The sequence below is a fragment of the Roseiconus lacunae genome, from assembly GCF_008312935.1.
Taxonomy (GTDB): Bacteria; Planctomycetota; Planctomycetia; order Pirellulales; family Pirellulaceae; genus Stieleria; species Stieleria lacunae.
On sequence record NZ_VSZO01000009.1, the window covers coordinates 371,285 to 394,828 of the forward strand.

The 23,544-nt window shown below is 55.4% G+C and carries 13 protein-coding genes; 4 read left to right on the top strand and 9 right to left on the bottom strand.

Annotated elements, in window-relative coordinates; translation table 11 throughout:
- The first annotated feature begins 111 nt into the window (after window positions 1-111).
- Window positions 112-1,635 carry an arylsulfatase gene (locus tag FYC48_RS14065; RefSeq protein WP_149497331.1) on the top strand — a complete coding sequence of 508 codons (1,524 nt, stop codon included), beginning with the start codon at window positions 112-114 and terminating at the stop codon, window positions 1,633-1,635.
- A 54-nt stretch (window positions 1,636-1,689) separates the two neighbouring features.
- Here FYC48_RS14065 and FYC48_RS14070 read toward each other — a convergent pair whose 3' ends face one another.
- The 7 genes from FYC48_RS14070 to FYC48_RS14100 all read right to left on the bottom strand — a co-directional run bounded on the left by FYC48_RS14070 (window position 1,690) and on the right by FYC48_RS14100 (window position 13,894).
- Window positions 1,690-1,983 (bottom strand): hypothetical protein, encoded by a 294-nt coding sequence (locus FYC48_RS14070; protein ID WP_149497332.1) that lies wholly within the window; start codon window positions 1,981-1,983, stop codon window positions 1,690-1,692.
- Between the two features lie 47 nt (window positions 1,984-2,030).
- Window positions 2,031-5,132 carry a valine--tRNA ligase gene (locus tag FYC48_RS14075; RefSeq protein ID WP_149497333.1) on the bottom strand — a complete coding sequence of 1,034 codons (3,102 nt, stop codon included), beginning with the start codon at window positions 5,130-5,132 and terminating at the stop codon, window positions 2,031-2,033.
- Window positions 5,129-6,724, bottom strand: coding sequence for a citramalate synthase (gene cimA, locus FYC48_RS14080; protein WP_149497334.1), 1,596 nt, complete (start codon window positions 6,722-6,724; stop codon window positions 5,129-5,131). The genes FYC48_RS14075 and cimA overlap by 4 nt, the downstream gene beginning before the upstream one ends.
- A 308-nt stretch (window positions 6,725-7,032) precedes the next feature.
- Window positions 7,033-7,422: a hypothetical protein gene (locus tag FYC48_RS14085; protein ID WP_149497335.1), complete on the bottom strand. Its 390-nt coding sequence runs from the start codon at window positions 7,420-7,422 to the stop codon at window positions 7,033-7,035.
- 331 nt (window positions 7,423-7,753) lie between these two features.
- Window positions 7,754-9,403: a tetratricopeptide repeat protein gene (locus tag FYC48_RS14090; protein ID WP_149497336.1), complete on the bottom strand. Its 1,650-nt coding sequence runs from the start codon at window positions 9,401-9,403 to the stop codon at window positions 7,754-7,756.
- Between the two features lies 1 nt (window position 9,404).
- Entirely contained in the window at window positions 9,405-11,270 is a 1,866-nt protein-coding gene (gene xrtU / locus FYC48_RS14095) for an exosortase U (protein ID WP_149497337.1), read from the bottom strand.
- 95 nt (window positions 11,271-11,365) lie between these two features.
- The gene (locus tag FYC48_RS14100) at window positions 11,366-13,894 is read right to left on the bottom strand and encodes a polysaccharide biosynthesis tyrosine autokinase (RefSeq protein ID WP_149497338.1); all 2,529 of its coding nucleotides are present in this window, start codon (window positions 13,892-13,894) and stop codon (window positions 11,366-11,368) included.
- A gap of 634 nt (window positions 13,895-14,528) precedes the next feature.
- Between FYC48_RS14100 and FYC48_RS14105 the strand changes: the two genes are divergently transcribed.
- The 3 genes from FYC48_RS14105 (at window position 14,529) to FYC48_RS14115 (ending at window position 17,327) form a co-directional block, all read left to right on the top strand.
- Window positions 14,529-15,524 carry an NAD-dependent epimerase/dehydratase family protein gene (locus FYC48_RS14105; protein WP_149497339.1) on the top strand — a complete coding sequence of 332 codons (996 nt, stop codon included), beginning with the start codon at window positions 14,529-14,531 and terminating at the stop codon, window positions 15,522-15,524.
- A 192-nt stretch (window positions 15,525-15,716) separates the two neighbouring features.
- Entirely contained in the window at window positions 15,717-16,376 is a 660-nt protein-coding gene (locus FYC48_RS14110; protein WP_149497340.1) for a hypothetical protein, read from the top strand.
- A 6-nt stretch (window positions 16,377-16,382) separates the two neighbouring features.
- Entirely contained in the window at window positions 16,383-17,327 is a 945-nt protein-coding gene (locus FYC48_RS14115; RefSeq protein ID WP_149497341.1) for a putative 2-dehydropantoate 2-reductase, read from the top strand.
- Window positions 17,328-17,467: 140 nt separating this feature from the next.
- On the opposite strand, the gene FYC48_RS14120 is transcribed toward FYC48_RS14115, so the two are convergent.
- Both FYC48_RS14120 and FYC48_RS14125 read right to left on the bottom strand, forming a co-directional pair.
- The gene (locus FYC48_RS14120; protein WP_149497342.1) at window positions 17,468-21,694 is read right to left on the bottom strand and encodes a beta strand repeat-containing protein; all 4,227 of its coding nucleotides are present in this window, start codon (window positions 21,692-21,694) and stop codon (window positions 17,468-17,470) included.
- 187 nt (window positions 21,695-21,881) lie between these two features.
- The gene (locus FYC48_RS14125; RefSeq protein WP_149497343.1) at window positions 21,882-23,483 is read right to left on the bottom strand and encodes a BBP7 family outer membrane beta-barrel protein; all 1,602 of its coding nucleotides are present in this window, start codon (window positions 23,481-23,483) and stop codon (window positions 21,882-21,884) included.
- Between the last annotated feature and the right edge of the window lie 61 nt (window positions 23,484-23,544).

Sequence of the window (23,544 nt, forward strand, 5' to 3'; positions counted from 1 at the left end):
AGTAACGCACCAATCGACACCTCTGCCAACGAGTTTCGACCCTGCCTCCCGATCGAACGCGTGTCTCCGCTAATTTCTCCTGTCGTCGTTAGCCCCCTTAAGAATCTCGATATGAATCACTCAGTTCTCCTGCGCGGTTCCGGTACCGTCGCCGCGTTGCTAGTCGCTAGCTTACTTTGGACCGGCAAGTCTACAGCCGAGGATCGCCCCAACATTTTGCTGATCATGTGCGATGATATGGGATGGAGCGATATCGGATGTTACGGGGGCGAAATCGAAACGCCGAATCTCGATCAACTCGCCCGAGGCGGCATGCGATTTCGTGCGTTTTACAACAACGCGAAATGCGAACACACTCGTGCGTCTCTGTTGACGGGGCGTTGGTGGCACCACGTCGGTGCCTCCGCGTCGGTCCACTACAAGGAACCGACGTTTGGCGAACGGATGCGTGAAGCGGGCTACAGAACACTGATGACTGGTAAATGGCACGCCGGCCAAACACCCTTCCAACGCGGATTCGACCGCCACTACGGGCTGACGGATGGGTGCTGCAATTTCTGGAACCCGGGTCACGCGCGCCCGGGTGAAGCAGAACCGGCAAAGAAGAAGGTCCGGCGCTGGGCAGACGATGACCAGGAATTCGAACCCTTCACGCCTAACTCGAATGACTTCTACACAACGGACGCTTTTACCGACAAAGCGATCGAGTACCTAAAGCAGTACCGCAACGAAACGAATCCGTTCCTGTTGTATGTTGCCTTCACGGCGCCACACTACCCCATGCATGCGTCCGAAGAAGATGTCGCAAAGTACCGCGGAAAATACGCCTCCGTTGGCTGGGACAAACTTCGAGAGCAACGTTTCGCCCGGCAGCAGTCACTCGGCATCTTGCCCGACGGTGCCACGCTTTCGCCACGTGACCCACGACTGCCCGCTTGGGAAGACATCCCCGAAACCGATCGTGATTGGTGGGACCTCAGGATGGCGACCTACGCGGCGATGATCGATCGCATGGATCGCAATATCGGCAAACTTCTCGGCACCCTCGATGACCTCGGAAAAGGTGAAAACACTATCGTTTTCTTCTTATCCGACAACGGGGCGTGTGAGGACTCTGCTGACCGATCAACCGTCAAAGGTTCGATGCCATGGGAAGTGACAAGCTATCTGACCCAAGGCCGTCACTGGGCGAACGCTTCGAATACACCATTCCGCAAGTACAAAACGACTGACTATGAGGGCGGAACACGGACTCCGATGATCGCTTACTGGAAAGGCAAGATCGCCCCCAATTCGAAAACCGATCATGTGGGGCACTTAATCGACTTTTTGCCAACGATGCTAGACCTAGCAAACGCAGAGATCACCGGGGAACTGCCGGGACATTCGATCGTTCCTGTCCTGAAAGGCAAAAAGATCGATCGCCCTTGGCCGATCTACTGGCAGTTCGGAAAAGCAAAAGCGATCCGTGATGAAGCATTCAAGCTTGTTCAATACGGCAAAACCGACTGGGAGCTTTACAACCTTCAGGATGACCCTTGCGAACTCGACAATCTTGCCGATCGGATGCCCCAAAAAGCACTCCAACTTGAGCAACAGTGGAAACAGTGGTGGAACGACAAACCACAACCGTAGTCGCTGATCATCCTTCGCAAAGCATTTCATGATCCCTGCCGACGTTAACGCCGGCTACCACTGCAGGCCCCAGGTGCTGGGGTCTTTTTCCAAGTCATACCAGCCATCGAAGTCTTCGGCGCGATCAGTTTCAGACAGCTCAATGGCGCCTTGATCGGCTAGCTGATAGACGAACTTTCCAAGGTCGCCACTGTTCCCGAATTCCCAAGCGATCAATTCGTCTTTGCCGGCTTCGGCAAAGTGATCGACGGCAAGTTCGAGCAGCACGCGGCAAACGCCTTCGGCACCGACGTGGCCACGCCGCGTCAGCTTGCGATCTTTCAGCGCAACGCGGATTGTGTGGCGCACAAACTCGGTGCGTTCCGGTTGGCCGTTGTCAAATTTGGGATCTCGAATCAGTCGGATGATGCTTTCTCCCGTAGTTTTTGGATATCCGCTTCGACAGATGCCTGCCGAGCGATCAAATCACTCAGTGACGAGCGTTCCTTTTCGACGACGTCGGCGGGCGCACGAGAGACGAAGTTTTCGTTCGCCAACTTGGATTCCTTCCCCGCCACCTGCTTGATGATCTGGCCAAGCAACTTTTCGAGCCGAGATAATTCCGCTTCGACATCGATGAACTTTTCCAAGTCGACATGAACCTCGATTCCGATACCCGGAATCGCCAGGGGTGCGTCCGTTTCGAAGGCGTTCGTTTCTGGGCCGATCGCAATCACATCGGCCCCGGCAAGAGCACCGAAATAGGCGGTCATCGGCTCCAGAAGTTGCTGGCTCGATTCACTGCAAGTGATTGCCACGGGGACGGTTTCTTGCGGTTTGATCGATTGACTGGCGCGAATCTGGCGAATCGCAACGACGACTTGCTGAAACTCAGAAAACTGCCGCTCAATCGATGGGTCGTCATGGCTTGCATCATGCTGCGGCCATTCCGCTTGCATCAGTAGCTCGCTTGCCGGCTCGGGATCGAGCCCACGCTTTGGAGCGATTTCACCAAGGTATCCCCAAATCGATTCGGTGACGAAAGGGGTGATGGGGTGCAACAATCGCAGTAGCGTATCAAGCCCGTGAACGATCACGTTCTGGCTGATGCCACGCGTTTTCTCGTCAGACAATCGCGGCTTCGCGATCTCAACATAGAAGCTGCAGAACTCGTTCCACGCAAAATCGTAGATCACACCGCGTGCTTCGGCGAATTTGAACGTTTCAATCGCGTCGGTTACTTGTCGAGTCACGGTCGCCAAACGACTGAGCAACCAACGATCTTCAACCGGCAATGCGGCGACATCGATCTTCTGCGGCTCGAACCCGTCTAGGTTCATCAGTACGAATCGTGAAGCATTCCAAAACTTGTTCACAAAGTTTCGACTGTTTTCGAATTTCTCGCTGACGACGGCTGCTTTGGGGTGTTTTTTATCCGCATCCGATTCAGCCCACTGCGTCGAGAATGTTTTTTTGCAACCGGGACAATCGATCGTCGTAGCGGTACGGTTCTTCTTGGTTTGATCGACCAGCTTTTCGCAGTGCGGACACTCGTACTGCACCGGCATCCGAACGTCTTGCGTTTCGGTCGCGATCTCAGTCAAACCAAACCGCAGCGCATCAGGACCGAATTTCTCAATGACATCGATCGGATCAACACCGTTGCCCTTGCTCTTACTCATTCGTTCGCCATGTCCATCCAAAATCGTCGGATGGATATAGACTTGGTCGAACGGAATTTCACCCAGATTGTTCAGTCCCATCAGGACCATGCGAGCAACCCACAGTGTGATGATGTCACGCGACGTCGTGAGCGTCGACGTCGGATAGAAATACTCCAGTTCCGGAGTCTTTTGCGGCCAACCGAGAGTGCTGTGTGGCCATAACGCAGACGAGAACCAAGTATCCAAGACGTCCGGGTCGCGAACCAAACGCAAGGCTTCCAATTTGGGTTCCAGCGGCGAATCTTCTTCGCGCAAACAGACAAATACGCTGTAGGACTTGCCATCGGCGTCGGCTTGCAACGAGGCGGAGAGTTTATCGTCGCTCGCCAGCGCTCGAGTTTTTGTGACGATCGCTTCGGCTTGTTCTCGGTTTTCAAACGAAGCCGTCCAAATCGGAATCCGGTGTCCCCACCAAAGCTGTCGACTGACTGGCCAATCGCGTTTTTCCCCCAGCCAATCCAGATAGCCTTTGCGATAACGCGTCGGAAAAATCTTGACCCGTTCGTCGCTGACGGCGTCCATCGCCGACTGGGCCAAGTCGTCCATTTTGACGAACCATTGGTCGGCCAAATAAGGCTCGATCGGAGTCTTGCTGCGATCCGACAGTGGCATCTCGATTTCACGGTCTTCGATGTCTCCGAGCAAGCCGGCCTCTTCGAGGTCCGCGACGACTTTCTTTCGCGCTTGCGGGATCGTCAGACCTTGATAAGCAGGTACGACATCGTTGATCGTTCCGTCCGGGTTCATGATGTTGATCATGGGCAAGCTTTGCCGCTGACCGACTTCATAGTCATTGGGGTCGTGAGCCGGAGTGATCTTTACGCATCCAGAGCCGAGCCCCGGCTTGGCCCACTGATCGGCAACGAGCGGAATCGCGCGATCGGCCAACGGTAGTCTTAGCATTCGACCATCGGCTGCCATGTCTCGCAGCACCTCAAGCTTCGGCAGCATGCTGGCCCGTCGTTTTTCGATCGCTTCCATTTGCGCTTCGACGTCAGGTTTTTCTTTGGCACTACTGACGGCTAGTTTTTCCCGCAGCTCGTTTTCAAGTTCGTCAAGGGCGGCGGCCGGATCGGGGTGCACGGCGACGGCAGTGTCACCAAGCATCGTTTCCGGGCGTGTCGTCGCGATTTCGACGAACTCCGGCTCTCCCGGTTGGGGATCGATCACAGGATATCGGAAGTGATAGAAGTGTCCCTTCTTGGTGACATTTTCAACTTCGTCGTTACTGACTGCGGTTTGCAGAAACGTGTCCCAGTTGACCAGACGCTTGCCGCGATAGATCAACTGCTTGTTGAACAAGTCGAAAAACGTCGCCCGGACTGCGGCGGCACAGGTCGGGTCCAAGGTAAAACGCAAACGTTCCCAATCACAACTACACCCCATCCGCTTTAGCTGGCCGATGATGCGTTTTTCGTATTGGTCCTTCCAGTCCCAAATGCGTTTGACCAGTCCCTCACGACCGATGTCGTGGCGTGACAGGTTCTCCTGCTCTTTTAAACGCCGCTCGACGACAGCTTGGGTTGCGATCCCGGCGTGGTCGGTCCCTGGCATCCAAAGCGTCTCGAACCCCTGCATCCGCTTGGTGCGAATCAGGATGTCTTGCAAGGTGTTGTTCAGGCCATGCCCGAGGTGGAGCGCGCCGGTCACATTCGGCGGCGGAATCACGATCGTGTAGGGCTTCTTGTCGGGATTGACTTTCGCGTGGCTACATCCCGCGAGATCCCAACGCTGCGCGATTTCGTCGGCCGCGGTCGAGTGTTCGAACCGAATCGGAATGGAGTTTTCGTTCATGTCGCAGGAGTGATGTTGTCTTTGTGCAATTTGTATTCGACTGAATCGATCAACGCCTGGAAACTGGCTTCGATGATGTTGTCGCTAACACCGATGGTGCCCCAGCTTTCGTCGTGGTCAGCACTCTCGATATTGACCCGAGTTCCGGCCGCGGTCCCGCTGCCGTTATTAAAAATCCGGACCTTGTAATCGACCAGATGCATTTCTCGCAGCACCGGATAGAACGGCAGTAACACCTGTCGCAGTGCCGAATCAAGCGCATTGACTGGGCCGTGCCCCTCCGCGGCGGCAAAGCAATCCTGGTCACCGACTCGGATCTTCAAGATCGCTTCGGCATAAACATCCTTTTCATCGGCCGACGTTTCACCGGCGACCACTCGGTATTTGATCGGGCTGAAATGCGGTGCAAACGTTCCAACGGTGCGCTTGATCAGCAGATCGAACGACCCTCCGGCGTTCTCGAACTGAAACCCTTGGTTTTCCAGCCTGACGACTTCCGACAAAATCTTGTCTTGGATCTCACGATCATTTTCGATGCTATGCCGCGTCGCGATTGCGGCAATATTACTACGTCCGCTCAGTTCACTCACCAAGATCCGACGCTCATTGCCAACCAACTCTGGATTGATGTGCTCATAGGTTGACGCGGCTTTGTTGATCGCGTGGACGTGCATGCCGCCCTTGTGGGCGAACGCACTTTGGCCGACAAAAGGCTGGTTCGTCCGCCACTGCAAATTTGCTGTTTCATAGACAAAGCGGCTGAGCTCTGTCAGTGTTTGAAGCCCTCGTCCCCCGAGAACCGAATAGCCTTTCTTTTTGAGCGAAAGGTTGGCCATCACAGACAGCAGATCCGCATTTCCGCAACGCTCTCCGATACCGTTGATCGTGCCTTGGACTTGCGTCGCACCGACATCGACAGCGGCAAGCGAATTGGCGACGGCCAGTTCACTATCGTTATGGCAATGAATCCCAAAGATAACGTCAGGGTAGTCATTGAGGCCTTCCATCGCCGCTTGCGTGATTTCGGCAATCTGCTCCGGCAACGATCCACCGTTGGTATCACACAATGCCATCGTCGTCGCTCCGCCGGCTGCGGCAGCTCGCAAGGTTTCGATCGCGTACTTTGGATTGGCCCGGTAGCCATCGAAAAAATGCTCGGCGTCGTAAATTACGTCCGCCGACTTCTTCAAGAACGCGACGCTTTCGCCGATCATGTCGACGTTCTCTTCCAAAGTGACTCGCAAGACCTCGGTGGCATGGTAGTCCCAGGTTTTTCCGACCACCGTGATCACCGGCGTCTGGGCCGCGACCAGGGCTTGCATCCCTGGGTCGTCTTCGGCCTTCATCGAACGCCGACGGGTCATCCCGAACGCGCAAACTTTTGTATTGCCGAGGTCGTGCTTTCGAATCCCTTCAAAGAAAGCGACATCCTTTTCGTTACTGAGCGGATAGCCGCCTTCGATAAAGTCGACACCGGATTCGGCCAATCGCAGGGCAATCTGCAGCTTGTCGTTAAGCGAAAAACTAACGCCTTCGCCTTGCGAGCCGTCGCGAAGTGTCGTGTCGTAAATTTGAATCGATTTAGAAGTCATGACTACTTTGGTTTACAAAAAAACCCCCGAAGCGGGAATGCTACGGGGGTGCTGTGTGCGTGAACTACCGTGTTACCGGAAACCATGTCGGCAACTTGACAACGTCAGTCGACCAAGACGGTTGCTCCGGGGCCTCGCTTCCCCCGCGCCATCACTGGCAGATCAAGCCAGGGACGCGGCAAATAATGACTACGGTCGTTCTGGAGTGCATTTTCAATGGGGTTTTTGCGGATTTCGATTGGCGAAGAGGATACGCCTGAGTGGCAGGTTCGTCAATCGTGGAGCAATCATGCCCCGCAAGGTCAGGTCTAGCGGACGGAACTGCTACGCCGCAGCCTGAACCCTTCACCTCGAATCATCGTCCAGCAGTACCCGAAAACGAAGGCAATGCAAATCACGATCATCAGACAGACGATCCTCGTGAAGTGCATGTTCACGCTTCCTGCGTTCTTCCAAATCGCCAGAAAGTGAAACAAATGCCCACAACCAATCAGCAGCCCCAAACTGCCAACTCCAGCGGCAGTGGCGAGTGCTTGACGTTTGCGATGAGGGTTAAGTGCAACGACACCAAAAAACAGGATCGGTATTCCCAACATCATGGGAATGAACAACAACGGGACTTTCTCTATTGAACCGAACAGTGCCATCGCTGTGTCGATGCACAACAAGAGTCCGGAGACGATGCCAAAGCGTGCCATTGACCGACTATCTGAACCTAGGAGTACCGCCATGTAGGTAGATGACCGGGGCAACCGGTCCGCATCCAAATCCTACCTTTGATCAATCGGCAATGTCAGCCCAAAAGGATAAATCCCCCTTCCACCCGATTCGCGATCCCTGCAAACACTCGCTGCTCACGTAACGCTTATGCCGGTTGATCACCAAACGCCAATGGCGGGGAAACGTCAGCAGGTACGCCCCGACGAATGCACTCCAGATGACCTGCCGGCAGACGTTGGCTGACGAGATGATCCCAATCCAAACACTTCATTTACGCGGATCAGTAGCGACGCCCGACGACCAGACAGACTACTCGGCGGCAGATCCCCCCTCCGCAGGACCGGGAACCACATTTGACGATTCGGCGGAAGCTGAATCGTCGTCGTCCCCCTCAGCCGTCTCGCCGCCGTCAGCCTTGCTCGCGCTCCCCTGCGACTTCTTTTCTCCCGGAAGTTTGAAATCGAGCGTTCCGGCAGCCATCTCCCGTTCCATCCGAGAGACTGCGTCCCGGTGTTGCTCGGCAAGTTCTGGATCACCGACTTCGTCGTAGCACTTCGCGAGCATTTGGTGAGCCTTCAACGCCAGCGTGGGCGCCGCCAATGCCCTCTCGAGATCGCTGATCGCCTCGCGCAAACGCCCCAACCGATAAAGGATTTGACCGCGTGTTTCGTAGAAATGTGGGGTGGCGACGGGAATCGAGTTGATCGCCTCATTGGAGATTTCGAGCGCACGCTCAAGATCCGGCTCCTGCTTGGATGACAACGCGACGGCAAGATTGTTCAGCACTGCGGCGCTTTTTCCGTTTTGCTCGATGGCCAAGCCAAGGTGCAACTCGGCTCGCTTCATATCATCCTTCATCAGAGCTGCGGTGCCCTTGATGAAATGCGAAATCCACAGTGGCGCCCCGCGAACGAGCGCATTTCGGACGGTGACGACTTCTTGATTTTGTTCGTCCAAGCTCCCGAGTACATGATCGGCCAACATCGTGACCACGCGCGGGTTATTAGGTGCAATCTGAACCGCGGCTTCCAACATCTGCAAAACCTTCAGACGCTCACTGACCGTATTGGTGGGGGACTGCTCGATGAAGTTAACGTAGGCAACGATGGCATCGCCCAACGCCAACGTCAGCATCTGTTTCTGCTTGGGATCCTGCGAAATATCCAAGCTGCGTTTCAGCGTTCGAATCGCGTCGCTATGTCGATCGAGGAACAATTGGTTTCGCGCGACCATGAATGCCAGATTCGCATCCATTGGATCGTCTTTCTGCATTTCCTGGACGATTTCCAGGGTCTTCGCCGCGTACAGTTCTGCTTGATCATGTTCGCCAAGCCGTCGCGACAACTCTGCCGCCTTGAGTCCCAACAACGGCTCTGTTTCGGAAAGCTCTAGCAGCAACTCAACTGCGGTCGAATACCGATGCCGAAAGATTGCATAGTCGGTGTACATTTTTTTGACGCTGACATCTTTGGGGTCAGCATCACTGATCAATTCCAAGATCAGCCCGCATTCATCAAGCTGCTGTTCGTCAAAGTCAGACCACTTCTTTCCGATCATGTCGTTCTGCAATAGCCATCTCGCTGCCGGCGCGTGACCATGGTGCAGCAACTTTCGCATGATCGCTTTCGCCTCGTCGGGATGTGACTGTGCGTCACGAATCCAAGCGAATCGGTGCAAGAGTTCCAAATTCTCGGGATCCGCCTCCAACTGTCGGCGGATCACAATTTCTGCCGTCGGAAAATCATCCCGCTCCAGTGATACCATTAGCTGGCGTTCCAAGCGGCGGTTCCGCCAACCCGTTCCACCGCTGAAGGCAATGAAGCCGGTGACAAAAAGCACGATCGATAGCACAATCGCCGGTATCGCCTTGGGTGCATCTTGCCACGGAATGCCGACGAACCAGCCGCGCACGAACTCGGAGCACCATCGAATCCAAACCAGGGGATTTAACGCTTCCATCTCAGTGCACCTCCGCCGGTTGGTTGGTATTACCCGCGACGACTTCGGAGCGATCGTCTAATTTGATCGACGTCGTACGCGCTCCCGTGTTTACCGGGGGTAAGTTGCGTCCCGCATTTCGGGCAATTTCGTCGGCGAACTTTGCTCGAATCGCGACAAAGTCTTTCTCCAGACTGTTCAAGTGTTTTGGATCCAGCTTGTCCGGGACAATCACCCACATTTGCAGCATCAAAACCTCGTCCTGATCCCACACGCCGGTCGAATCGATTCGATTCCAAACCCGGTGAGAAAACGCGGCCAAACTGTTAGGTGCGTCGATCAATGTTCCGTCGCTGCCGATGCCAGAAAACAGCAGATAGCCTCGAGCAGTTGGGCCCTGCTTAAAACGAGCAAAAACGTAAGTCGAATTCATCGCGTCTGGGTTACGAGTTTCGACTTCGAAGATCTCTAGGTCTTCCGGCGACTTGATATCACGATCGAGTAACAACCAATCCAAACGCTCATAGCAAGTACACAATTCATGCCACCCATTATGAGGCTGGCTAAGAACGATTTGAGCGGTAATGTCTCCCGACGAGCACTCCCAGACGTCCGAGTTGGCGCCAAGGTATGGCACTTCGTAGTTCCGATTGGACACGTGATTGACAACCGACAGTGTCTGCATCTCACCCATCAAATTCGACGGCGGGTCGAAGACCAAATCGGAATCACCTTCGACGCGATTCTCGGGTCGCCGCGATGTCACAACTTGAAAAACCGCCAACCCGGCGATCAGAACGATTACGGTCAAGAATCCGATCTGAGCATTGCGGTTTTGAATCCAACGCTGTGCGGTCGCGAACAGCACACCTTGCCGATCGGTCTCCAATTGATCGATCGTTTCACGCTGCGTGGTTCTTTCTCCGTCGTCTTCGCCTCTGCGAATTGCGATCTGATTCCATCCAGAAACGAGCGGGTTAAATTCCGATTCGCTGGGAACTTCATGAAAGATCGTGGTCATCAAGAAATCAAACGACAACAAAAAGGCGAACGCCAATCCCAGAGCGACGTATCCGAGCAATTCGTGAGACCAGCCTTCGGCAAGGTCTATCTCGTATAGACTCGCAGCCAACGCAACAACGGTGACACGAACGACATTGGAAAACACAGCCAATAGACAAGCGATCGCAAGATAAATCGGCGCGGTCCAAACGCGACGGCGTTTCCAAGCGACCACTGACAGTGCTAAAAAGCCAAGCGTGAAGACCGACTGAATTCCGCTACACGCTTCGGCAACGAACAACTCCCGGTCGGCGAGTTGAATGACGTTGTTCGCTACGGCGTGAGGAATCGCCAAGCCGTCTAACAGAACGCTCGAAAACCACGTGGTAATCCGTTGCAATCGAATCACCAATAGCGTGTCCAGTCGGACAAGTTGAATCACCGTAAACAGCGGTAGCGCGGTCACCAAAAGCGTCCGGTCATACGGACCACGCATCGCTCGAAGCATCGCGGTGGCAAAGAAGACCGCCGCCACGGCACCGAACCAAGGAAACTTAAAAACCGCACCGAATGCGATAAAGAACAGCCCCAGGCCAATTGCCGCCCAACTGATCATCCCCCGCGGTGGGTAAAACCGTCCGTCGCTCCGCTGATAGGCCAACCACGCCACCACCCCGATCGCAAAAGGGAAGTACTGATAGGTAGGTTTGGACCAAAGCTTCACGAAATACGGCACCAGCAACGGAGCCGAGACGATCGCAAGTGCCAGCCAAAACCAGCGCCAATTACTGTGTGGTGCTAGACGAACCTCGCTTTCAGTAGGCGGGTTGGTCAGTGGCGCATCCACTGCCGTTTCCCCGACTCCTGCTGAATCCGCAGACGACATTGTGTTGGGTGTATTTTAGAGTGAATGACGGATAAACATGGGCCGCCTCCCTACCCGAGAAAGAGGCGGCCGGAGAGCTGACTTCGCGAGACCGATTATTGTCCCAAGTCGTCCCGCGACTCGGTCGACAATTCGATTTGCTTGGTCTTCGGAAGCGTCGTTGTCGATGCACCGTTGCCGCTTGAGATCACCGACGCAAACCCGTTGGATTTGGACGATTCGGGCTTCTTGATCGTGCGATCGTTAGTCACCGTTACGTTCTTGCCATCGGTTTGACCATTTCGGCGGTAGTACTGCCCGCCCTGACGACCATAACGGTAATACGAGTACCCGGAGTAACCATCCGCACCGGCGGCCTCACTTGAGTTATTGATCACGACTCCGAGTACGTTCGCGCCAACACCGTTAAGAATATTCAAGGCCTCGCGGGCGTTAGGTTTACTCTTGCGGCGAATTCGCAGTGTCAAGATCACCGCGTCGGCCATGCTGGCTGTGATGCTCGGGTCGGTGACCACCAACAGCGGAGGCGTATCGAGGATGATGTAATCGAATTGCTCGCGAAGATACTCGAGCAGTTCATTCATCATCGGCAACGTCAACGCTTCGGCCGGATTTGATGGGATCGGACCAGATGGCATCACATGCAATTTCGGCAGCGGTGTCGCATGAGCCGCATCAAGTGGATCGCACTCGCCGTCGAGCACGTTGCTCAGTCCGAGCTTGTCCTCACACGCAAAGTTGTCGGTCAATTGTGGCCGCCGAAGGTCACAGTCGATCACCAAGACGCGTTTACCGCTTTGAGCGATCGAGCACGCCAGATTCGAAGCGATGGTGCTCTTTCCGTCTCCGGGCAATGGACTGGTCACCTGAATGATTCGCCCACGCTCAAAGTTACTCATGTCAAAGAACGTTGCCGTTCGTAGCGATCGGATCGCTTCGGCGGTCATGCTGGCCGGTTGATGCACGACGGCCAGATCGGTGGACAACGACTTGTACGGATCCAACTCTCCCTTTTTCAGTTTTCGGCGTTTGCCGCGGAAGTAAGGAATGTGCGTCAAGATGGCCACGCCCAAGGTCGCACTGATTTCGTCCGGATCGCGGAACGTATTGGCGTTTTTCTCGAGCAGGATTGCCAAGCCGCTACCGAGTAGCAAGCCGAGCACCGATCCCAATCCAACCGTCTTAAGTAAGCTCGGGCCGACCAGGAACGCCTTCGTAGGTTTCCATAACTCGACGACCTGGGTCACGCTGTCTTCATCGCTCAATTGAGCACGACGCATGTTTTCTTCAAGCTGACGGAGCAAGTCACGGTTCTGCTCGATCTCACGAACCAACTGCTCGTTTTGCTGCTCGTATTGAGCCAGTTTTGACGCTTCAAGTTTTTCCGCAACGATTTGCTCATCCAGTTGTTTGATGTGCATTTCCTGCATCTTCACCATCGCTTTGTGCGAATAAAGAATCGCATCGACGGTTTCTTTGGCACGGGCGATCGGATCGCCGTACATGCTCTCGTACCACTTCTCTCGCAACTTTGTGATCCGCTCGGATTGTTGCTCGACTAACTTCAACAGTTCTTCACGAGTCGTCTCGAGTTGCTCATCGAATGCCTTGACCGTCGGGTGTGACTCGCCGAACTCCTTTGCATTCATGTTTCGTTCGACCATCAACGGCAATAACGTCTTTTGCACATCGAGGGCCGCCAAGGCGCTATCACCGACCAGCGGATCGGGATCGCGTTTTTCGCCGACAGAAGTGACCCGAACGCCCAGCAACTGACTCATCACGTTGAGAACGATTCGTGGATCATCCGATTGCTCGGCGACACTTTCCATTTGTGCGAGGGTCGTTTGCTGCGCCCGCAACTGCTGGTACTGCTTCGAACGGTCTTCGACAAGCGTCAGATGTCGTTCGCGGTGGGGGTTAATCGCTTGGCCTTCGCTATTCCAGTCCAACGGGGCGTCACGACGAAACTCGTTGTATTGGCGTTCGAGCTTGCTTAGCTTGGGTGAAAGCGTACCGATCGCCACGTTCAATAAGTGGGTCAATTGAGCTTGAGTGCTCTGGTGCCGCTCGTTGTAGTACGCCTGCAACGACTTGCTGAAGGCGCGAGTGGCCGCTTCGCAATGCTCCGGAATAGTGCTGTCAAAGTGCAACAAGGTGATCAGCGACTGAGCCGTCTTGACGTCCGTGACCTCGGGTTCAAGCACAAGAGTTAGCTGAACCGCCTTGGCAAACTGTTCGAGGTTGTTGTCATACAATTTCTTATAGGGCTGCATCACCGGCTGCTCGAAAGCCATCCCGACAACACGATCGCTATAAAGTTGAGCCTGCAAGACTTCGATGTCCGCGACGCCGCCGAGGACCTCGCCGGTAACCGCATCGAATGTTGGCGGACGATTTGATTCGACCATCAACCGAGTCGAGCTGCGATAGGTTTCTTCGAGCTGCAGGTAAACCAGGAATCCGACCACCCCAAAGAAGAGGCTCGGCAGGATCACCGCCCATCGATAACGCCACAAAGCGCCGGGCACGTCGAGCGTTTGCACCGATTGGGCGGAAGCTTTGTTACTGGAAACCTGGCGATTACGATAACTCGTTCGCTGATTCGGAGTTTCTGCGATCATGTGGGGAATTGCTTTGTTCGGCAGAGTTTGTTCGGCAGAGCTAGTCGAGAGACCGGGATTGTTCGCTTTCCGATCTTGTCGGGCAACCTTGTCGGGTAACCGGCGTTAGGATGCTGGGTGTGCGTCGGCAGTCTGGTCGCGTCAGCACCGGGACACAAGCATTCATCCAATGAATCAGCGTCGCTTAGGGAGATCCGTCACCTTAGACGCGTGAAAGGTCGACTTGTTCTGCTCAATTGTGAATTGGGGGCAGTCATTTTCGGACTCGTTTTCCCCAAGGCAGGTCATGCCGCACCTGATCAACTTCAGGGAAACCGTGCAGGTGTAGTTTAACCCTCAATTTGTGAGGTCCATAGCGGTTTTGAGTTTCACGGCCTGCAAAATCGGAGACAGGACATCAAATCTGCGCCGATCTGCAAATCGTCGGGCTTTTAGCGACATTTAGGCGTGTGAAGGTTTGGAGTGATCTCACCGGTAAAATCGTTAAGTCTCGCCGGAGCCCGAAATCACTCGTAAAAACACCTTCTCGATGGTGAAAACCTGTTCAAACTTAGCAACCGCTTGCATCATCCTACCGGGGCAGGAACAATCGCACTGATTACGCAGACGCCCCACCCAACAGAACCATTTGAGCATGTCCTCCACGTTCCAATTGCCAGAATCAGCCGCCTCGCTAAACGGATCTCGCTGCCTCGTCACCGGCGGAGCGGGTTTCATAGGCTCTCATGTCGTCGATGCGATACTTGATCAGGGCGCGAGTGTGCGAATCTTGGACAATTTCAGCACCGGATTTAAAACGAATCTGCAACACCGCGCCGCCGACGCCCCGGTCGAAGTGATCGACGGAGATGCCGCATGTGCCGATACGGTCGATCAAGCTGCCCGGGGCTGCGATACGATCTTTCATCTCGCCGCAATGGCAAGTGTTCCCCGCAGCATGCGAGAACCGCAACTCTGCCACGCCTGGTGTGCGACGAGCACAGTGAACCTGTTGGCGGCTGCCGAAAAACACAACGTGCGTCGAATGGTGTTGGCCAGCACCAGTGCAATTTACGGGAACTCCACTTGGGTCAGTAAACGTGAATCCGACCCTCCGGCACCACTGTCGCCCTACGCGGCGGCGAAGCTTTCTGCCGAGTCATACCTGCAGTCCTTTGCCCGCACCACCGACGTCGAAACGGTGATCCTGCGTTACTTCAACGTCTACGGACCTCGCCAAGATCCGAAAAGCGAATACAGTGCGGTGATCCCACGATTTGTTTCGATGATCCTGACCGGCGAGCGCCCGATCATCTATGGCGACGGCGAACAATCCCGTGACTTCGTCTATGTCGGTGATGTGGCTCGAGCAAACCTGCTCGCCGCGACCGTTCCGAACCTTTCGGGACGCACGTTTAACATCGCCTGCGGTCGCCGGACGACGCTGCTGGAATTGCTAGTCACGCTCCGCGAGATTTTAGGCCAGGAAATCGAACCCATCCATGAGCCCCCTCGCATCGGTGACGTCAAAGACTCCTTAGCGGACATCACCGAAGCACGAACCAAACTGCTATTTGAACCCGCGGTGACGATCGGGGACGGCCTACGTGATAGTGTGGAATACTATCGCTCCCTATGTAGCCCTACGTAGCAACAACCATCCAGCGCAGCGACAACAGACCTGCTTCGCGGATGCAACCCAACTAAGAGCTTCGCTCAAATCGCTTCAAAGTTTGCGAGTGAACCGTTGGCGAGCGAATTGAGTCCACTTCGCCGCAACCGATTCTCTCGTCATCGCCCCCCGCTTCCCGATCACCCCACGCCGTACAAGACTTCCGAATCAATGATCCGCGCCAACGTTCACCAACCGTTCTTTCGTAAGTTTTTGTTTGTCTTTTTAGGTTGTTTGGCGTTCGGTGCGTATTGCCTGTATGACGGCTTGGTTGCCTATCCCAAAAAATTAACGATGGCGGCCGCCTACGAAGAACTGCCCGAAGAAGGTCGGCAGGAAGCGTGGCAGGCGCTGGCGACCGAAAAGGGCTGGCCGACACGAACGCCTGCTAATTCAGCCGAGGAAATGCAGCACAAGATCGGAACCCAGTTCATGATGGCGATCCTGTGTGGCCTATTCGCGATTCCGGCGTTGATGATGTTCATGTCAGGGCAGGGGACATGGGTCGAAGGCGACGAAACCGTCATCCGCAACAGCAAAGGAAAAGAAGTCCCGGTTGATGCGATCACGCAGATCGATAAACGTAAGTGGGCGGACAAGGGCATCGCAAAAATCTACTACGATGTCGATGGAAAGAAACAAAAGTTCGTGATGGATGATTTCAAATACGAACGCGAACCGATGGGTGAAATCATGATGTTCGCCGAAGCTAACTTGAATGAGGATCAAGTCATCGGAGATGATCTAGAACGGGATAAGAAAGCGCTCCGCGATTTAGAGGCACGCGAATCGAGTCCCGGCACAGAAACACCTGAATCCGACGTCAGCTAAATCGACATGTCAAAACTGAGTTATGCCATCATCGGAAGCGGTGCGGTCGGTGGCCTGTATGGTGCAATGCTTGCTCGCGCCGGCCACGACGTTCACTTCCTCTGTCGCAGTGACTACGAGCACATTCGTCAGCACGGATGGAATATCGAAAGCCATTGGGGTGATTTTCAGCTCACCGACGTCAATGTCTATCGCTCGGCCGATGATCTACCGCCGTGCGATGTGACGATCCTCGCGCTGAAGACAGTCAAGAATCACTTGCTCAGTGGCCTACTGCCCAAGCCGATGGGACAATCCGGCGTCGTTTTGGTGCTTCAAAATGGTCTAGGAGTCGAAGCGTCCCTGTCCGAACACGTCGGCGTCGAACGAGTGTTCGGTGGATGTTGTTTCCTGTGCAGCAATAAAGTCGGCCCGGGTCACATCCGGCACATTGACTACGGACGCATCGTCTTTGGTCCTTATTCAAATTCTGATGCTCGATTGGATCTTGCCGCGAAGATCGGTGATGAACTGAACGCGGCAGGGATCGAAGCACAATGTTCCGACGATTTGAACCTAGTCCGCTGGCGGAAACTGATGTGGAACATCCCCTTCAACGGGCTTTCAGTCGCTTTGGACGCATCAACTGACAAGATGATCGGAGATGACAACTGCGTCGACTTGGTCCGCGACATCATCACCGAAGTCCACCGCGCCGCAACAGCGTGCGGCGCAACGATTGACGCATCGTGGATCGAAAAGACGATCGATCACACGCGGTCGATGGTCCCATATGACAGCAGCATGCGACTGGACTTTTTGGCCGGTCGCGAGATGGAACTTCAAGCGATCCTTGCCAACCCGATCGCGGCGGCAAAGCGAGCCGGCGTCTCGATGCCCAAGACTGAGATGCTATACCAGACGTTGCGGTTCATGCAAAACCGCTCGAACAAAGAAGGTTCGAAGAAATAAAAAAACGCACGGCCTTCCCCCCGAAAGGCCGTGCGTTACCGTTTTCCTCAAGTTCCTGAGTCGCTTGCTGCCACATTCACCACCGGCTCCCGTTGGCAGCAGATCAATCATGTTGCGTTTAGCGAATCATGAGAGCGTTGTCAGGATGATGCGAGGAAACGTCTTTTGGAGAGCACCGCGGCGACTTCGCCGAAGTTAAAGCCCGATGCGGTTCCCGGGCTGTCATCAAAGGTCAAATCGTTGAACGCGTTCTGGTTAATTGTCGCGGTCGCTCCGGTTCCGGCAGTCTCTTGACCATCGACGTAGTCTTCCGGCTGCGTCTGAGTGAGGTCATAGGTCCCGGCGCCGAGTTGCGAGAACAAGTACTCGCCGTCGTCGTTCGTCGTGACCACCCGGCTGACCGGCTGATTGAAGACATCGGTGCCTGTGAGGGTTATCGTAACCCCGGAGATCCCGGCTTCACCCGAATCTTGAACTCCGTTGTTGTTTGTATCCACATAGACGACGCCGCTGATCGAACTTTGGAATGCTTCGATCGTCGTTGCGGCGGTCGCAGAGTTATTCGTCAGATCGGTTTCACCGGTGGTAGTCTCCACCGACACGGAGTTGGTCACACTGCTCGGTGCCGCCGCATCGACGGTGGCATTGATCGTAAACGTGAATGAGCCACTGGCGGCAATATCGCCGATGTCAACCGTCACGTCCTGCCCGTTGTTGGTGACCGTTTCGCCACCCGGTGTATTCGCACTGACAAAGGTCAGTCCGGTCGGCAGGGTGTCTTCGGCGGTAACATTTTCCGCTGGTGAGACGCCGCTGTTAGTCACCGTGATGGTGTAGACCAACGTGTCACCGGCCTGAGCGGTCGAAAGATCAACCGACTTGGTGACCTCAAGATCCGCTTGGGGTGTCGCGGTGATGTCTTCGCTTGCGGTATTGTTCGACGTGTCAGTTTCACCCGTATCTGCGGCGACCGAAGCGGTATTGGTGATCGTGCCGTTGGCGGACGCGTCGACGGTGAACACCAGCGTCGCCGAGATGGTTTCGTCGTCGTCAAGCGTGATCGCCGGGAACGTCACCGTCGTTCCATCAGAAGTCGCCGCCTGACCATCAAGTGTTCCGCTCACGAAGGTCATCCCCGCAGGGATGTCATCGGTCAGCACCACACCCGTCGCAGTGCTGGGACCGTCATTGGTCAGTTCGATCGTGTAGGTCACGTTGGTTCCCGAAGCCGGCGCCGTGTCATCGGCCGTCTTCGTCAACGTCACGTCGAATTCTGGCGACAGAGCTGTCTGAGCGTTGTCGGTGTCGTTGCTCGAGTCGATGTCGCCACCGGTTACCGAAATCGACCCGCTGTTGTCGATCGTTCCCGTCGCATCTTCGTCGACCGTGGCGGTAAACGTAAACGTTTCGGTCGAACCGATCGCAATCGGATCAAACACGATCGTGATCGTTCTCGATCCGCTGTCGTAGCCTTGCGAGGTCGCGTTCGGAGCTGAGATCTGCCCCAAGGTAAGTCCCGCGGGCAAGACATCCGTAAACGTCACCACCCCCGAATCACTGATACTGTCGGTGTCGTGCTCGATTTCAAAGCTGTACGTCAGCGTATCATCACCGGGGGTCGCGGTCGCCAAATCAACCGATTTCGTTAGGATCAGGTCGGTCGTCCGGTTGACCGTCACATCGATGTCATCACTGTCGTTACTCGAATCGATGTCCGTGTCTGTCGTTGTGATATCCGCCTGATTATTAAGCGTTCCAGTCGCCGAAGAAGCGATGTCGACCGTGATTGTGAACGTTTCTGATTGTCCGTCAGTCAACGTCCCGACATCGAACGTCAGGTCTTGTCCACTCTGGTTAATCGTCACACCGGACGTTCCCGCGTCGAACGAACTGAACGTCAAAGCGGTATCTAGCGTGTCGGTGACGGTCACACCGCGAGCATCGCCGGGACCGTCGTTGGTCACCGTGAAGGTGTAGGTGATGCTGCTTCCAGCGACCGCAGTGTCTGCGGTCGTCTTGGTAACACCGACATCGACGTTGCGGACCACGGGCGTGGTTTCGGTAGCCGTGTTATCGCTGTCATCAGGATCGATATCCGGTGCCCCAACCACCGTGGCCGTGTTGACAATCGATGCCCCCGCATCGGACGCCACCATGACAACGATATCGATCACCGCGGACGCTTGATCGGCCAAGTCATCGACATTGATCGTCAACTGACCACTCGACGCCGGAGTTTCGGTGATGGTCCCCGATCCGGTCGTGAACGAACCGCTGACGTAGGACAGATCGCTCGGCAAGTTATCGGTGACGACGATGCCCGTTGCCGTGTCTGGGCCGTCATTGGTGACCGTGATCGTATAAGTGAATTGTTCGCCGGCGACGACCGACGAAGCCGTGTTGTCGCTTTTGGTGATCGACAGATCGGCGATGTCGAGCGTTGCAACCGCACTATCAGAATTATTCGAGTCGTCCGTTTCGACTTGGTCACCGGCAATGGTCGCCGTGTTGGTCAGTGGGGCCGTTTGCCCCGCATCAATATCGACCGCGATCCGAATCGTGTCGGATGCCGAAACGGCCAGAGCGCCGATCGGTACCGTGATGTCTTGTCCGACGATCGTTGGAGTGTAGGTGCCAAAGTTAGATGACGCTTGATCGATCGTCATTCCGGCCGGAATCGAATCACTGATCACAACATTGGTCGCATCCAACGGCCCATTGTTGGTAAACGTGATGTCGAAGAACGCTTGTCCCCCGGCGTTTAATGTCGAAGCGGCCGCGTCGAGCGTTTTGGTGATTTCCAAATCGATCGTCGGAGTGACTCCGATATCCAACGTGAAGTTCGTATTGACGTCCGTATCACCGTCGTTGTTGGGCTCGCTTCCCGCGACGAGAGTGATTTCCTGCGTCACGATCCCGACGCCCGCCGACAGCGATCCGTTGTCGTCGCTATCGACATCGTCATCTGGATCCGGAGCGGGATCATTGCCGGTGCTTGTCGCATAGCCAAACAAGGGTTGACCACCTGCGAACTGACCGTCAGGAATCACGACCAAATAATTGCCAGCGTCGAGGTCGGTAAACACATAGTTTCCGCTTCCGTCGGTCGTCGTGGTGGCGACTGCGACCTGCGTTGAAGGATCGATCGCCCCGCCCCCGCCGGGCTCTTCATAAAGATCAACGGTGATCCCCGCCAACCCGCTTTCGGTTCCGTCGAGCGTACCATTGTTCGAATCGGCACCCCCGCCAAGATCTTCGAACACGGTGCCGCCTAGCTGAAGCAACTGGGTGTTCGACAAGTTGACTTCGATCGGATCCGGGCCACGTGATTCAACGACGGAAAAGAAGATGTCATTATCCGCCAGCGTTACGGTCGCGGTCGCACGAATCGCAATCACGCTGTTGAAGTCAGCCGGGTTGGTGACCCCGGCAAATCCCGAGGTGCCCCAGCCAACATCGGTAAAGTCAACGAAAACGGTTTGCAGCGTTGGATCCTGTGGAATCGTGATATCGATTTCCGAGGCTTCGGTTGCCGACGAGAACACGATCACCGTCATCGTTTCCGGCTGATTCTCTGCCCGACCTAAGATTTCGATGCCGGTGTTGGTCGGCACCGCGCCGCCTGCCGTTCCGCCGGCCAAGGAAGCGATCGGAGAAAATCCTGGTGGGACATTCAATCCGAACGTCCCATCGGCACCGTCATACTCGACCGTTGCTTGAGACGTCGCGCCACCACCAGTGCTTAAACTCAGCAATTCCGTCCCGTTATCGACTTGAAACGTCGTGTTGCCGCTACCGTTGGTGTGAATCAATTCGACGTCGCGTGAACCTCCGAGCGCATTGGCCGCCGACTGGCTTCCAAGTTCGGTTGCCCCGCCGGTGGCCGCAATCAACTGGGCACCGGTGGTGAAGTCATCGATCGTCACGATCGTATCGCCATCGGCGTCATCGGCGGTGACGGTCACCATTGATGCGTTCGGCGCCGTGATACTAGCGCCGGCGGATGCTTGGACAACGAAATACGTGCCAGCGGCTAGGTCATCAAATCGATATTGGCCCGGTACCGGATCAACCGCCGTATCGGTCGTGTCGGTGTCAACCAACGTATCGACACCGGCATCGTAGGTGTTGTTCGCGTTGGTATCGCTATACAGTTCAACCGTAACGCCTTCCAATCGAGGATCATCGGCGGTCAAGCCGTTCCCGGTCAAATCGGTGTAGGCAACCCCGGTGACCGCGCCGATGTCACTTGCCAGAAGTTGCCGCTTGGTCAGCGTTTCGAGTTTCAGAGTTCGTCGCCGCGAGCGTTCTTCTACTGCACGACGATTGCGACCGGTCAGCCGCTGAATCATTCGTTGCCAGACCATGGATTACTTCCTGTATTTTGGGTGACTTGGCGATTCGGTCACGCGAAATGGGGAAGCGTAACCTGATCCGCATCGGTTCAACTCAATCCGAACCTCTGCGATGCCGTCTTCTTCGGGGGGAGACAGTCTCTGATCGTGCTATCGGTCTACAGTCAACCAAAATTCAACACGCGGTAGGATTTAACGATTACCATCGATATTCCAGGCCATAGGTGATCCCATGAGCCCAGTAGTCAGTGGTGTTGAACGCAAAACCTGGATAAGCATCCGTACCGCTAACGGCCGGTGGCAAGAAGTCGGGGTTCACCGCCGTCGGAATATGCTCTCCCGGCCGGACGACGTTCGACCAGTAGATGCCGGTGTAGCCAACGCTGGCCTTCAAGTGATCGGTCAGTTGATACCCGAGTGTCAGATTGAACTCGGGCAGCACACCAAACTCGTCTTGTTCAAACGTGCCTTGATTAGTCAGAGCTAGTAGGCCTCCCGATTGCGCCGGGCCATCGTTGATCGATGTCGAGCCGTTGACTCGGACAATTTGATTGGTGTTGCCGACCGCAAGTCGAATCAGACTTTCAACCGTCCAATAGCCGCGGACGATCCGACGACTCCAACCAAGGTCCAAACCGTTGAACCGGTTCTCGGTGTCAAACGCGTCGTTGATGTCAAAGGTCCCTGGGTTGATCCCCGTGCTCAACAGATCCTCATGGATCGAAACGCCTTCGTTCAGCTCCATGAAGCGATAACCGATTCGAAACTCCGATCGTGTGCAGTAGTGATCCCGACATCCGCAGAACAACCATTGACGACAACCTTCGTCACAGTCGCGAAGGAATCGAACGTGCACGCTTCCGCCGACTAGTTCGGTGTAGGATTGCACCGAGACATTTCCCGTCAGCGCCGTCGAGCCGTCGTTAAACGCGACCAACTCTGAATCGTTCATCCCCGTCGTGACGTTGTAAAACGGTCGTGCCAAGATTGGATCGCCGGTGCTCGAAGCGGAAAACCCTTCCGAATCACGTTCAAGTTCCAAATACTCGGCGGCCAAGCCAACGGTATGACAACGATCCAACCAGAATCCGAATCGCAGTCGTCCGCCGGCGCGGGAGTCATCCAAAATGTCACCCCCACCATAAAGCACCGTCGCCCCGGGCAGCACGCCGGCTTCCGATCGACCACTGATCGCACCGGGCAGCGACTGCGTGACGAGCGCGGGAACATTCATCCCGTCTGTCCAAAGGTGCAACGCTTCGAAAGACACGAAACCGTCTTGAGGAAGGCTAAGCGTTACCGCGGGGCGCCATGCGCGACCGCCGGAAAGCTCGCCGCACAAGCTGCATCCACAATTCGGCCCGCAGCTTCCCATCGAGTCACACCCCATCGAATCGCAACCCGCTCCGCCGCAGTCGCAACTTGTCCCCATCGCATCACAAGCCATGCCAACACCGGCAGGCTCGTAGACCACCGACTCGCCTTCATAGACAATCGTCTCGCCATAAGGTGGCGGCGACGGGAGTTCGTGAGATGCCTGCGTCACCATGCCTTGTGGGGCAGCCGAATCGGTTGGCTTCAGTACCGGCTTACGAGTCGTCGCGGTTCGTGTCGTTCCTTTGGGCGACGGCTGACGAGAACGGGTCGAAGTTTGCTTTCCACGGACCGGGGTCCATTGGGCTCGCGCCTGCTGTTCACGATCTTTGGTTTGCGTTTGAGCGTCGGCGTGAATGCCGGGTAATAACGCGAACACGGCAACCAGTGCGATTGCCAATCGGCGGGAGGTGTTGAAGTTTGTCACGATCGTCACCACTAAAGACACGGGGAGGAAAACCGATCGATGGGGGGCCGTCAAAGTCAGA